The following is a 13273-nucleotide window of genomic DNA, read 5'->3' on the forward strand; positions in this document are numbered from 1 at the left end:
GAGAGGCGCCGATGGTCACTGCTGTATCAACCACCCGGACGCACGCCGTGGCCCTGCTGTGGATACTCGCCGTCCTCACGGCGATGCCGGCCAGCGCCCGCAGCACCGTGGTGCCCGGCTCCGAGGCCGCCGGGCTCGGTGCCTGCGTTGAGCCCACCGAGCTGATGCGTCGCCAGCACATGGAGTTCATCAAGCACCAACGTGATCGCACCGTGCACGGCGGCATCCGCACCAGCAAGCACAGCCTCGCCGGCTGTGTCGAGTGCCACATCGGTCATGACGCCCAAGGACAGGCGGTGCCGATCGACCGCGCCGATCAATTCTGCGGCGCCTGTCATGCCTATGTCGCGGTCGATCTCAATTGCTTCGACTGTCATGCGGCGGTACCGCGTGGTCCCATGGCCGGGTCCTTGGCCGAGGCCGCACGGCGCGCCGTGGACGAGGCGCAGCACGGTCAGGGAGCAGTACAACCATGAGCGAACGAGGAACGGAGATCGATCGGGAGCGGCGCCGGCTGCTCGGGGCGGCGGCCGGCGCCGGCGTTGCGTTGGTCGCGCCGGCGGTGGTGGTGCGCGCGCTCGAGACCACCCCGCGTGATGCCCCGGTCGACGGCCGGGTGCGCTGGGGGCTGGCGATCGACACGGCCAAGTGCGCCGCTGGCTGCACGGCCTGTGTCGATGCCTGTGCGCGGGAGAACGGGCTCGACCTGCAACACCCGCCCGAGGGGGCGGAGCCCGCCGACTGGGCGACGCAGCGCGCGGTGTGGGTCCGCAAGGTGCGGCTGCGCGACGATCAGACCGGGCGTGAGACCAACCTGCCGCTGATGTGCCAGCACTGTGAACACCCACCCTGTGTCGACGTCTGTCCCACCGGCGCCTCCTTCAAGCGCGCCGATGGCATCGTCATGGTCGATCGTCATACCTGTATCGGTTGTCGCTACTGCATGATGGCCTGCCCCTACAAGGCGCGCAGCTTCATCCACGAGGCGCTGAGCGACCAGCTCAGTCATGTGCCGCGCGGCAAGGGTTGTGTCGAGAGCTGCAATCTCTGCGTCCACCGGCGCGATTTCGGCCTCCCCTCGACGGCCTGTGCCGAGGCCTGCGCCGAGACCGGACACGGCGCCATCCTGTTCGGCGACCTGGCCGACCCGGACAGTGCCATCAGCCGATTCCTCGCCAGCGAGCCGACCCGCCAGATCCGCGAGGACCTGGCGCTCAACACCGGGGTGCGCTATGCCGGCGTTTGATCCCGGCGGGAGAGTCTAAGCATGAAGCGTATCGTCTATCGCGAATGGCGTCTTGCACCGGCGCGCTACTGGGGCATCCTCGGTGTGCTCGCCGTGATGGTGGGTGCCGGGCTGCTCGCCTTCGCCTACATGGAGCACGAGGGACACTGGGTCACCGGGATGAACAACTCGGTGGTCTGGGGCACGCCGCACGTGTTCGCGGTGTTCCTCATCATCGCCTCGTCCGGGGCGCTCAACATCGCCTCGATCGGCAGTGTCTTCCGCAAACCGATCTACAAACCGCTGGGGCGGCTCTCGGGGCTGCTGGCGCTGGCCCTGCTTGCCGGTGGTCTGATGGTGCTGGTGCTCGATCTGGGGCGCCCGGAGCGCCTGGTGGTCGCGCTCACCAACTACAATTTCAAATCGATCTTCGCCTGGAACATCTTCCTCTACACCGGTTTCATGGCGATCGTAATTACCTATCTGTGGAGCATGGCCGACCGCAAGGGCGACCCCTTCATTCGGCCGGTCGGCGTCTTTGCGCTGCTCTGGCGCCTGGCGTTGACCACCGGCACCGGCTCCATCTTCGGCTTCTTGGTGGCGCGCCAAGCCTATGACGCGGCGATCCTCGGGCCGATGTTCGTGGCCATGTCCTTTGCCTACGGGTTGGCGGTGTTCGTGCTGGTGCTGATGTTCGGCTTCGCCGAGGACCGGCGCCCGATCGGCGCGCGGATGCTGCGCCGGTTGAAGAACCTGCTGGCGGTGTTCGTCCTCGCGGTACTCTATTTCACCCTGGTCTATCACCTCACCAGTGCCTATGGTGCCAAGGATCAGGGGCTCGAGGGCTGGTTGCTGTTCGACGGCGGCGTTTACACAACGCTATTCTGGGTGGGCTGGATCCTGCTCGGCTCCTTGGTGCCGCTCGGCATCCTCTACCACCCGGTGCGTGGCGCCGAGGCGCCCTGGGTCGCCGCCGCCTGCGTGCTGGTGATCCTCGGTGGTCTGGCCGCGCTCGCGGTGGTGATCATCGCCAGTCAGGCCTATCCGTTGCAGCTCTTCCCCGGCAAGACCATCCTCGAGTCCGGTTTTCTCGACGGTGTCGGTGGTCAGCCGGCGCCCTATCACCCGACCCTGCCGGAGCTGCTGCTCGGGTTCGGTGGGGTGGGGCTGGCGTTACTGATCACCGCCGTCGGGGTGCGGGTGCTGCAGTTCCTCCCCGAGTCGCTCGCCGACGAGGTGTTGCCGATCGACGAGGAGACCATCGAGCAGCCGGTCGCCAAGGCCGCCTGACCCACCTCCGTCCGCGTCGTCGAACCGGCGACGCGGACCTGGATCCGCGATCCCGGATGTCATACCTCTATCTCGCCGCGCCGCAGAAGTCCTCGGGCAAGACCACGCTCGCCATCGGTCTGTGTCGCGCCCTGCGCGAGCGTGGCCTGGCGGTGCAGCCGTTCAAGAAGGGGCCCGATTACATCGACCCGCTGTGGCTGAGCCAGGCCGCCGGGCGCCTCTGTCTCAACCTCGACTTCAACACCATGGGCCGCGCCGAGATCCTCGCGGCCTTCGGGCGTGAGTGCGCCGGCGCCGACCTGGCACTGATCGAGGGCAACATGGGGCTGTTCGACGACACCGCGCTCGACGGTGCCAACAGCAACGCCGCGCTCGCCCGCACGCTCGACGCGCCGGTGGTGCTGGTGGTCAACTGTCAGGGCATGGGGCGCGGCATCGCGCCCCTGCTGCTCGGCTACCAGGCCTTCGACCCCGGGCTGCGGCTCGCCGGGGTGGTGCTCAACCGGGTCGGCTCGACGCGTCACGCCGCCGGGCTGGTGCGCGCCGTCGAGCACTACACCGACCTGCCGGTGCTCGGGGTGATCGAGCGCGATGCGGCGCTCGCTATCGACGAGCGTCATCTCGGGCTGATGCCGAGCATCGAGACGGCGAGCGCCGCGTCGACCATCGACACCCTGGCGCGACGGCTCGCCGAGCGGCTCGATCTCGATCAGCTGCTGACGCTCGCCGAGTCGGCCCCGGCGCCGCCCGCGCCCCCGCCCGAGCCGACGGTGGCGCCGCACGGCGCCGGGCTGCGCATCGGCATCGCCCGCGACGCGGTGTTCGGTTTCTACTACCCCGACGACCTGCGCGCGCTCGCCCGCGCCGGCGCCGAGCTGGTCCCTTTCAGTCCACTGGTCGATGCCGAACTGCCGGCGGTCGATGCGCTGTTCATCGGCGGCGGCTTCCCCGAGCTGCGGATGGCCGAGCTGGAGGCCAACCGTACGCTGCGCGTCCAGATCGCCGAGTTCGTCGCTGCGGGGCGGCCGGTCTATGCCGAGTGCGGCGGGCTGATGTATCTCTGCGCCGGGCTGCACTGGCGCGGCGAGCGTCGCGCCATGGTCGGGGCACTTGCCGCCGAGGTGATGATGCACCCGCGCCCGCAGGGGCGGGGGCTGGTGCGGTTGCGCGAGTGCGCCGACCATCCCTGGCCCGGTGGCGGGGCGGGGCGCGAGCTGGCCGCGCACGAGTTCCATCACTCGGCGCTGATCGCGCCCGATCCGGGCTGGCGCTACGGTTATGAGGTCATGCGTGGCGCCGGCATCGACGGCCGCCACGACGGCGTGATACAGCAACGGCTGCTCGCCTGCTACAGTCATCTGCGCGATGTCGGTGGTTGCGGCTGGACCGGGCGCTTCCTGCGACAGGTCGCCCGCAGTCTCGGTGGGCCCTAGCCCGTGAGGGGCTGCGGCGCGGTGTCAGGGAATACGACAGAGGAAGGGGACGAGATGTTCAGACTCACCACGGCGGCCGCCCGACAGGTGCTCGAGGCGGCCAGAGAGGGCGGGACCGAGGGGCTGGCGCTGCGGCTCGCCGCGTATCAGGGGCCCGATGGCGGCATCGACTATCGCATGGGTTTCGACGAGGTCGGCGAGGAGGATATTCGCTTTCAGACCGAGGGGATCGAGGTCTGCATGGCGCCCGAGTACGTGCCGCTGCTCGATGCGGTTACCATGGATTATGTCGAACTCGAACCGGGCCAGTTCCACTTCATCTTCCTCAACCCCAGGGATCCACACTATCGCCCCCCCACCGAGGACTGAGTACGCCGGTTTCAGCGGCGCTCGCGACGGCGGCGACTGTGAAAGGCGCTGATCTGGCGGACGATGCGCTCGAAGGGCAGGGCCTCGAGGGTGCCGAAGTGCGCTCGCGCCTCGACCAATAGGGCATGGACGTCACGGATCGTCCGGGGTGGGGCCTCGGGGTCCAGCGCGAAGGCGATGCCGCGCAGCCCACCGAGCTGCAGGTGCAGCCGCTGGGCATGTGACAGCCGGGTGTGCGCGCCAGGGGTGGCGAGGGCGAAGCGGGCGCGTTCGCGTAATAGCAGTCGCAAGGCGCGACAGCGTCGCCAGGGTGTCTCGGCGGTGCAATGGACCCCGGCGCGCTCGCCGATGCTGTAGCGCTCGGCGTGGCAGCAGTCGTGCGCGTTGAGCAGCGCCAGCTCGAAGGCGCAGTCGTGTGCTGGCTCGCGTGCCCCGTCCGGGTCTTGGTCCAAGACTCGGTCACTCCTGCCCGTGTGCCGGGTCGGTGAAGCGATGGATCTGGCGTCGGTCGCGCTTGGTGGGGCGCCCGCGCCGCGGTTGGGTCTCGCCGCGCTCGCGGCGTTCGTGCACCAGTGCCTGGCGGCGTAGCCGACTGGCCTCGTCCTCGCTATAGAGCCTGGCCGCCTCGGTTGCCCCGCGACGTTGGCGATCGATCGCGACGACCTCGATCTCCCAGATCAGGGCGCCCTTGTGGATTTCCAGTCGGGTGCCAGGACGGATGGTGCGCCCGGGCTTGGCGCGCTGCCCCTCGACATGGACCTTGCCGCCGTTGATTGCCTCGACGGCGAGTTGGCGAGTCTTGAAGAAGCGCGCCGCCCACAGCCATTTGTCGAGTCTTAGGCTCGATTGCGCCGATTCGGTTGCGTTGCTCATAGGTGCAGCAGCGGGTCGAGTTCGCCGCACACATCGAGTTCGGCCATGTCGTCATAGCCACCGATGTGGTGCTCGTCGATGAAGATCTGCGGCACCGTGTGGCGGCCACTGCGCTCGATCATGGCGCTGCGTTGTGCCGGATCGGCGTTGATGTCGATCTCCTCGTAGGCGACGCCCTTGCGTTCGAGCAGGCGTCGGGCACGGATGCAGTAGGGACAGATTCTGGTGGTGTAGAGGGTGACCTGGGGCATGGTTTCGCTCTGTCGGTGGACGGGTAGTAACATGTCGATCAGCGCAGCCTGCGGTTGAAATCGTGCCGGTCGACCGGAAAGGTTCAACACAGGAGCAAGGCGCGCGGCGCCCTGCCGCGGTCTCGTCGACTCGTCATCAGGATCATCATGTATCGTAACAACCCGCACCCTGTCCATCTCAAGGATTACCGCCCACCCGAGTTCCTGATCGATACCGTCGATCTGCGCTTCGAACTCGATGCCGACCGGACCCGGGTCGAGGCTCACCTGGCGCTGCGCCGCAATCCCGTCGCGACCCGGGGTGACGGTGGGCTGCGTCTCGACGGCGAACAACTCGAACTCGAGGCGGTGGCGATCGACGATCGGCCGCTGCCCCCGGCCGAGTATCGGGTCACGCCCGAGTCGCTGACCATCCACCGCGTCCCCGATCGCTTCACCCTCACCACCCGGGTGACGATCAGCCCGAGCCAGAACACCGCGCTCGAGGGGCTCTACCAGTCCGGTGACATGCTCTGCACCCAGTGCGAGGCCGAGGGCTTCCGGCGCATCACCTACTTCCTCGATCGCCCCGACGTGATGGCGCGTTTCACCACCACGCTGATCGCCGACGCCGAGCGTTATCCGGTGCTGCTGGCCAACGGTAATCCGGCCGCGCGCCGCACCCTCGATGATGGCCGCCAGCTGACGCGCTGGGTCGACCCCTTCCCCAAACCGAGCTATTTGTTCGCGCTGATCGCCGGCGACCTGAGCGCCATCGAGGACCGCTTCACCACCGCCTCCGGGCGCGAGGTGGTGCTGCGCATCTATGTCGAGCCGCACAATCTCGACAAGTGCGATCACGCGATGCGCTCGCTCAAGCAGGCGATGCGCTGGGACGAGGAGCGTTACGGGCGTGAGTACGATCTCGACATCTTCATGATCGTCGCCGTCAGCCACTTCAACATGGGTGCGATGGAGAACAAGGGGCTCAACGTCTTCAACGACAAGTACGTGCTCGCCCGCTCCGACACCGCCACCGACCAGGACTTCCAGGGCATCGAGGGGGTGATCGCCCACGAGTACTTCCACAACTGGACCGGTAACCGCATCACCTGTCGCGACTGGTTCCAGCTCAGCCTCAAGGAGGGCTTCACCGTCTATCGCGATCAGGAGTTCTCCGCCGACATGGGCTCGCGCGGGGTCAAGCGCATCGCCGACGTGCGTCTGCTGCGCGCCCATCAGTTCGCCGAGGACGCCAGCCCCATGGCGCACCCGGTACGTCCCGAGTCCTATATCGAGATCAACAACTTCTACACCACCACGGTCTACGAAAAGGGGGCCGAGCTGGTGCGGATGCAGGCCACGCTGCTCGGTCCCGAGCGCTTCCGTCGCGCCACCGATCTCTATTTCGAACGCCACGACGGTCAGGCGGTGACCACCGAGGACTTCGTACGCTGCATGGAAGCGGCCAGTGGCTGCGATCTCGGCCAGTTCCGTCGTTGGTACAGCCAGGCCGGCACCCCGGTGTTGGAGGTCGAGGGCGATTATGACGCCGCCTCGGCCACCTATCGGCTGCGGGTGCGCCAGCACACCCCGGCGACCCCGGGTCAGCCGGAGAAGGCGCCGCTGCACCTGCCCCTGGCACTGGCGCTGCTCGATGCCGAGGGACGCGAGCTGGCGCTGCGTCTCGACGGCGAGGCGGCGGCAGCGCCTGCCGGCACCCGGGTGCTGGAGCTGCGCGAGGCCGAGCAGTGCTTCACCTTCGTCGATATCGCCGAGCCGCCGGTGCCCTCGCTGCTGCGCGGATTCAGCGCCCCGGTGCGGCTGCGCTTCGATTACAGCGATGCCGAGCTGATGTTCCTGATGGCCCATGATGGCGACGGTTTCAGTCGCTGGGATGCCGCGCAGACGCTGATGCAGCGTCTGTTGCTGCGGCTGGTGGAGGATCCTGCCGCGGTGATCCCCGAGTCCTTCTTCGCCGCCTTCGCCCAAGCGCTCGACGATCGCACCGGCGATCCGGCGTTGCTCGCCGAGGTGCTGACCCTGCCCGCCGAGTCCTATCTCGGCGATCAGATGGCGGTGGTCGACGTCGACGGCATTCATCGTGCCCGCTGCGCCCTTGAGCAGGCCATCGGCGTGCGGTTGCGCGACCGGCTGCTGGCGGTCTACGCCGCGCATGACGACGCCGGCGCCTATCGCCTCACCCCCGAGGCGATCGGGGCTCGGGCGCTGAAAAACCGTGCCCTGGGCTATCTGCTCGCCGCCGGCGACGCCGAGGGGCTAGCGCGCTGCATCGCCCAGTTCGAGGCCGCGCGCAACATGACCGACTGCATCAGCGCGCTGCGCCTGCTGGTCGATCACGGCGGCGAGGCCGGGCTGGAGGCGTTGAGCCGCTTCCACACGCGCTGGTCGGGGGAGCCGCTGGTGCTCGACAAGTGGTTCAGCGTCCAGGCCACCAGTCCACGGCCCGATACCCTGGCGCGGGTCGAGCGGCTGATGCGCAATCCCGACTTCTCGCTGCGCAATCCCAACCGGGTGCGCAGCCTGATCGGTGCCTTCTGCAACGCCAACCCGGTGCGTTTCCACGCCGCCGACGGCAGCGGCTATCGCTTCCTCGCCGATCGCGTACTCGAACTCGACCCACTCAACCCCCAGGTTGCCGCGCGGCTGATGCGTGCCTTGGTGCACTGGCGGCGCTTCGATGCCGCTCGCCAGGCGCTGATGCGTGCCGAGATCGAGCGGGTGCTCGCCACCGAAGCGCTCTCGCGTGATCTCTACGAGGTCGCCTCGCGCGCGCTCGAGGACTGAGGGCGTCGCGCGCGCGCCGTCGTGGTGGGCGCGCGCCCCTTGTCAAAGCGACGCCGACCCACTACCGTGCTCGGCTTCCCATCGATCCACTCAGGAATCCACCATGTCCGATTATCCGCGTTGCCCTCGGTGTGAGAGCGAGAACACCTACTCCGACGGCATGCTCTACATCTGTCCCGATTGCGCCCACGAGTGGTCGATGCATGAGGAGGATGGCGCTGAGGAACAGGCCGAAGCAGGGGTACGCGATGCCAATGGCAACCTGCTCGCCGACGGCGATACCGTGGTGGTGATCAAGGACCTCAAGGTCAAGGGCAGCTCCTCGCCGCTCAAGGTCGGCACCAAGATCAAGAACATCCGGCTGGTCGACGGCGACCATGAGGTCGACTGCAAGACCGATCTCGGTAACCTGATGCTCAAGGCCTGCTATCTGCGCAAGGCCTGACCCCGACACCCTGCCGGCTGGCGCCACCGCTGGCGCGGCGGGCGCTACAGGTGTCGGGATAGGGCCGCTCGGATAACGGAAGCGTCATGTTCGGAATCGTCGACCGCTATGTCCTGCGCGAGGTGACCAAGGTCTTTCTGGCCATCGTGCTGACGCTGGCGTTGATCGTCGCCAGCATGCTTTTCCTGCGCACCCTCGAGGAGGTCAACGTCGGCGCGCTGAGCGTCGCCTTGGTGTTTCGCTTCCTCGGCTATCAACTGGTGCGTGATGCCTCCAGTCTGTTGCCGCCGGCCTTCTTCCTCGCCGCGCTGGTCACCCTCAGCCGCTTGGCGCGCGACAGCGAGCTGATCGCCATGCACGCCTGCGGGCTCGGTCCCGCACGCACCTATCGTGCGTTGTTGCTGCTCGCCGTCCCGGTCGCCGCGTTCACCGCCTGGTTCGCCCTAGTGCTCCAGCCCTGGGCGGCCACCGGCATCCAGGACATCCGCATGCAGCAAAAGGAGCAGGCGGCGCAGATCGCCGGGCTCCAACCCGGGCGCTTCTATGTCGAGCAGGGCGGCGAGGTGGTGGTCTACATCGGTGCCATGGATCGTCATCGCTCGCTCGGTGACGTCTTCCTGCTCGATCGGCGTGGCGGCACCAACCGCATGGTCGTCAGCGAGGGCGGTGTCCACCGACTCGACGAGGGCAGTGGCGATCATCTGGTGACCCTCACCAGCGGGCACCGCTTCGACGGTAATCCCGGTGGCGCCGCCTTCATGATCGGGGATTTCGACGCCTACGAGATCCGTATCCGCGCCAAGGAGCGTGCCGCGCGGGCGCGCAGCAAGCGCTCGACGGTGCCGACCTCGGAGCTGCGCATCGCCACCGACCTGGCCGATCGGGTCGAGTTCGAGCACCGCCTGGCCGCACCGCTGGCGATCTTCACCCTGGCGGTGCTGGCAATCCCGTTGGTGGCGGTCTCGCCGCGCCAGAGTTCGACCGGACGGCTGGCGCTCGCCTTTCTCGCCTATTTCAGCTTCTTCAACCTGCAACGGCTCGCCGAGGGCTGGCTCGAGAGTGGTCTCACCCCGCCGTGGCTGACCAGCCAGTGGTATCAGCTCCTGATCCTCGGCGTGGTCTATCTCGCACTGCTCCCCGACAGCCTGTGGGCGCGTCGGGTGTTGGGGCGCTGGCAGCGGGCGGATTAGCCTGCCCCTGACGATGGCGATCCTACCCTGGCAGCCGTTGCTCGCGGGCCTGATGCTGGGGCTGGCGATCGCCGCCCCGCCGGGGCCGGTGGGGTTGCTGTGCATGAGCCGTACCCTGGCGCATGGCGCGCGCCACGGCTTGGCAACGGGGCTGGGCGCGGCCCTGGCCGATGCCGGCTACGGCGTGTTGGTGGCCCTCGGTGCCACCGCCCTTGCCGATCTGCTCACCGCCCATGCCGCCGAGCTGCGCCTGATCGGTGGCTTCTTGCTGATGTTGCTGGGCGCGAGTCAACTGGCCTCGGCCGCCGCGGTGTGCGCAGGGGCACGAGCGGCCCCGCGACACGGCTCGGCATTGCTCTCGGCCCTGGCCCTGACCCTCACCAACCCGATGACCATCCTCGCCTTCGTCGTCGCCCTGGCCGCCTTCGGCCAGTCGGGTGCGGCCACGGGCGGTGGTGGGGCCTGGGCCCTGGTCGTCGGGGTGTTGCTCGGCTCGATGCTGTGGTGGTGCCTGCTGGTCGCGCTGGTGGTGTGGCTCGGGCGGCTGTTGTCCATGGCCGCCCAGCGCCGCATCCGCCAGCTCTCGGCGCTGGCGCTGATGGCGCTGGGCGGCGCGGTGCTGCTCGGTTGAGCGATGCTCAGGCGAGCAGCAGCTCGGTGTCGGCAACGGCGCCGAGTCGTCCCTCGCCCGCGCCCCAGAGGACGAAGTGCGAGGCGGCATCGATGCCGGCGGCGGCGACGTCGGGGTTGGCCGCGAGGTAGGCGGCGGTGTCGAACCAGGGACCGGGTTCGCGATTCTCGGCCGCGCCGTAGCACCAGTAGTGCTCGACGGCTGAGGAGAAGGCGCCGGCGGCGATGGCTGCGGCGACGTCGGGGTTGTCGACGAGGTAGTCTTCGGCGTTCCAGAGCGCGTGGGGGGCGCGCCCCTCGGCCATGCCCCAGCCGAGGAAGTGGGCCTCAGCGCTGCTGAGGCGACCGGTCGCGATGGCCGCGGCGACATCGGGGTTGTTGGCGAGGTAGAAGGTCGTGTCGAAGGTGGTGTCTGCCGCGAGGACGAGGTCTTGGGAGGGATTGCGTAGCACGTGGGCGATCCCCGAGGCGATCTGTCCCGTGGCAACGGCGGCGGCGATATCGGGGTTGCCGGCGAGGTAAGCGGCCTCGTCCCAGCCGGTGTTGGGCGCGCGGCCCTCGGCCGCGCCCCAGGTGAGGAAGTGGGCCTCGGCGGTGGCGATGATGCCGGCGGCGACGGCGGCGGCGACATCGGGGTTGGCGGCGAGATAGAAGTCGGCATCGAAGGTCGTGTCGATGCCGAGCCCGGGGTGGCGGGCGGCGGAGAAGGTCTGCACCAGGGTGAGTGCGCCATCGGCGGTGCTGACCAGCAGTTCGACATCGGCGCCGAGGGTGTCGGTGCCGCTCGCGCTAACCAGGGTGGCGGTACCATCGGCCGCGCGCGTCAGCGTCAGCTCGGTCATGCTGCCGGCGACCTGGGTGGTGTCGGCGCCGGAGCCACCGACGAGTCGGTCGTCACCGCGCCCGCCGATGAGGATGTCGGCGCCGGGACCGCCGTCGAGCCGGTCGTTGCCGCCATCGCCGAAGAGGCGGTCGTGCCCACCGGCCGAGCCGAGGGTGTCGTCGCCGCCGCCGCCGCGGATGATGTCGTCGTCGGGGCCGAAGAAGAGCACCTGGGCGCTGCCGTCGCCCTGGACGATGTCGACGTCCGGTCCAGTGTCGCCGTCGTCGCCGCGGAAGCTGCCGGGCCCGCGCACCACCAGGGTGCCGGCGCCGGCGACGACGATCTCGACCGGTCCCCGGGGGTTGCCCGCGGCATCGTAGAGCGCGTTGGTGTCGACCACCACCAGGGTCGGGCGCCCATCGGTGCTACTGCCGTCGCCGAGGTCGATGGTCAGGCGCAGCGGGGTGTCCCCCGTGTCCCCCTCGCTCGGCCACACCGGGGTGACCTGCACCACCTCGACGCCACCGCCGGCGGCGCGGGACTCCAACGCATCGATCAGCGCCGCGCGTCCGGCCGCCTCTTCGGGGTCGGTTGCGGCGTCGTCGCCGCCGGTGAGGGTCTCGAGCGCGGTGCGTTCGGTGCTCACCCGGCTGGTGGCGATCAGCCCGAGTGATTCGGGCTTGCTCACCTTCACGCCCCCGACCGGGATGTCGACCTCCGGGCTGCTCGGATCGACGTCGGTGCGCTCGCCAGGGGCGGTCGGGTCGCTGACCACCACCGCGACGTCCTCGCCGGTGCGACGGTCGGTGGTGGTGCCGGTGGTCACCGGGGCACCGTCGAGGGTGGTGTCAGTGAAGTCGTCGGTGGGGTTGAGTCCGGTGTCGATGCTACCGTCGTCGAGAATAGCGCTATCGTCACCGACGAAGATGTCGTCGTCTCCGTCGTTTGCTGATTCGGGCGCGCTGCCACCACCATCGCCACCGCTACCGCCTTCTGTAATATCTGTGACGATAATAGTGAGCCGTTGGGTGGCCGTGCCGTTCTTTCCATCATCGACCTTGATCTCGATCTCGTAGCGATTGTTAGCATCGCTGTCGCGGGGTGACTCGAAGTCCGGGGCGGTGACGAAACTCAGCCTCCCTGTGTCTGGGTCGATAGTTAAAAGATCCTGGTCGGCACCACCGCTGATGCGATAGCTCAATGCTTCAGGAGGATCATCAAGGTCAGTAGCGACGATTACGGTGATTGAGGTGGTATTCTCCTCGATTGAGTGTTTGGCATCTTTGCTGCCGCCATCACTGGTGATGATCGGAGCATGATTGTTCCAGAACAGCATCAAGTTGCCATCGTAGTTACCGACCAGGGCGTCGAGATCGCCGTCGGCGTCGATGTCGGCGAAGGTGGGTGAGGCCATATAGCCCGTCTCGTCCAGCCCGCCTGGGGCACTGGCGGCGCTGGCGAATGCCGGGGTGTTGACGCTGCCGGTGTTCTCCAACAGCCAGATCCCACTGTAGGCGGTGCCGGCGAACAGATCGAGCTTGCCATCGCCGTCGATGTCGGCGAACTCGATCCTGGGGGATTGGAACGTGGTGACGTCGAGGCCGAACGGCGATTGGGATGGATCGGCAAACTCGGGTCGGGTGGCGGTGCCGGTGTTGTGGAAGTACATGAGGTCGCCTGACCCGTTGACCCCGAGGGCATCGACGAGACCGTCGCCATCGAGATCGGCAAAGGCGGAATCATACAGTCTGCTGTCGTGATCGAGTCCGAAGGCGGCCGTTTGCGCGTTGCCGAAGGTGGCGCTGGACGCCGTGCCGGTGTTCTCGAAGAACAGGAGGTCGCCTGTGCTGTTCCCAACGACGAGATCGAGGTCGCCATCGCCGTCGAGGTCGACCAGGCTCAGGCTGGGGTGGTAGCCGACATCGCCCAGGTCGAACGGGTTGGTGACCGCTGTGGC

At 68.1% G+C, this 13273-nt stretch carries 13 protein-coding genes; 9 read left to right on the plus strand and 4 right to left on the minus strand.

Features of this window, described 5'->3' with window-relative positions:
- Positions 1-11: 11 nt before the first annotated feature.
- From HF203_RS14675 to HF203_RS14695, 5 genes are read left to right on the plus strand one after another with little or no spacing between them, the layout of a single operon-like run.
- On the plus strand, positions 12-476 hold the full coding sequence (locus HF203_RS14675; RefSeq protein WP_168670839.1) for a sulfur reduction protein DsrJ: 465 nt from the start codon (positions 12-14) through the stop codon (positions 474-476).
- Entirely contained in the window at positions 473-1246 is a 774-nt protein-coding gene (gene dsrO, locus HF203_RS14680; RefSeq protein ID WP_168670840.1) for a sulfate reduction electron transfer complex DsrMKJOP subunit DsrO, read from the plus strand. Before HF203_RS14675 ends, dsrO begins: the two co-directional genes overlap by 4 nt.
- A 21-nt stretch (positions 1247-1267) precedes the next feature.
- Positions 1268-2515 (plus strand): NrfD/PsrC family molybdoenzyme membrane anchor subunit, encoded by a 1248-nt coding sequence (gene nrfD / locus HF203_RS14685; RefSeq protein ID WP_168670841.1) that lies wholly within the window; start codon positions 1268-1270, stop codon positions 2513-2515.
- A gap of 56 nt (positions 2516-2571) precedes the next feature.
- Positions 2572-3948 carry a cobyrinic acid a,c-diamide synthase CobB gene (locus HF203_RS14690; protein WP_168670842.1) on the plus strand — a complete coding sequence of 459 codons (1377 nt, stop codon included), beginning with the start codon at positions 2572-2574 and terminating at the stop codon, positions 3946-3948.
- Positions 3949-4002: 54 nt separating this feature from the next.
- Positions 4003-4317 (plus strand): HesB/IscA family protein, encoded by a 315-nt coding sequence (locus HF203_RS14695; protein ID WP_168670843.1) that lies wholly within the window; start codon positions 4003-4005, stop codon positions 4315-4317.
- An 11-nt stretch (positions 4318-4328) separates the two neighbouring features.
- Here the strand turns inward: HF203_RS14695 and HF203_RS14700 are convergent, their stop codons facing one another.
- From HF203_RS14700 to grxC, 3 genes are read right to left on the minus strand one after another with little or no spacing between them, the layout of a single operon-like run.
- The gene (locus tag HF203_RS14700; protein ID WP_168670844.1) at positions 4329-4769 is read right to left on the minus strand and encodes a hypothetical protein; all 441 of its coding nucleotides are present in this window, start codon (positions 4767-4769) and stop codon (positions 4329-4331) included.
- Positions 4770-4776: 7 nt separating this feature from the next.
- Entirely contained in the window at positions 4777-5190 is a 414-nt protein-coding gene (locus tag HF203_RS14705; protein WP_168670845.1) for an RNA-binding S4 domain-containing protein, read from the minus strand.
- The gene (gene grxC / locus HF203_RS14710; RefSeq protein ID WP_168670846.1) at positions 5187-5441 is read right to left on the minus strand and encodes a glutaredoxin 3; all 255 of its coding nucleotides are present in this window, start codon (positions 5439-5441) and stop codon (positions 5187-5189) included. Before grxC ends, HF203_RS14705 begins: the two co-directional genes overlap by 4 nt.
- A gap of 147 nt (positions 5442-5588) precedes the next feature.
- On the opposite strand from grxC, the gene pepN reads away from it, so the two are divergent.
- The 4 genes from pepN to HF203_RS14730 all read left to right on the plus strand — a co-directional run bounded on the left by pepN (position 5589) and on the right by HF203_RS14730 (position 10494).
- The gene (pepN, locus tag HF203_RS14715; protein WP_168670847.1) at positions 5589-8228 is read left to right on the plus strand and encodes an aminopeptidase N; all 2640 of its coding nucleotides are present in this window, start codon (positions 5589-5591) and stop codon (positions 8226-8228) included.
- Between the two features lie 103 nt (positions 8229-8331).
- Positions 8332-8673 (plus strand): zinc ribbon domain-containing protein YjdM, encoded by a 342-nt coding sequence (locus HF203_RS14720; protein WP_168670848.1) that lies wholly within the window; start codon positions 8332-8334, stop codon positions 8671-8673.
- Positions 8674-8759: 86 nt separating this feature from the next.
- Positions 8760-9863: an LPS export ABC transporter permease LptF gene (lptF, locus tag HF203_RS14725; RefSeq protein ID WP_168670849.1), complete on the plus strand. Its 1104-nt coding sequence runs from the start codon at positions 8760-8762 to the stop codon at positions 9861-9863.
- Positions 9864-9876: 13 nt separating this feature from the next.
- Positions 9877-10494 carry a LysE family translocator gene (locus HF203_RS14730; protein WP_168670850.1) on the plus strand — a complete coding sequence of 206 codons (618 nt, stop codon included), beginning with the start codon at positions 9877-9879 and terminating at the stop codon, positions 10492-10494.
- Positions 10495-10501: 7 nt separating this feature from the next.
- Here HF203_RS14730 and HF203_RS14735 read toward each other — a convergent pair.
- Positions 10502-13273: FG-GAP-like repeat-containing protein (locus HF203_RS14735; RefSeq protein ID WP_210424801.1), on the minus strand; the 2772-nt coding region annotated here is incomplete at its 5' end.

Source organism: Marichromatium bheemlicum (genome assembly GCF_012276755.1).
Taxonomy (GTDB): domain Bacteria; phylum Pseudomonadota; class Gammaproteobacteria; order Chromatiales; family Chromatiaceae; genus Marichromatium; species Marichromatium bheemlicum.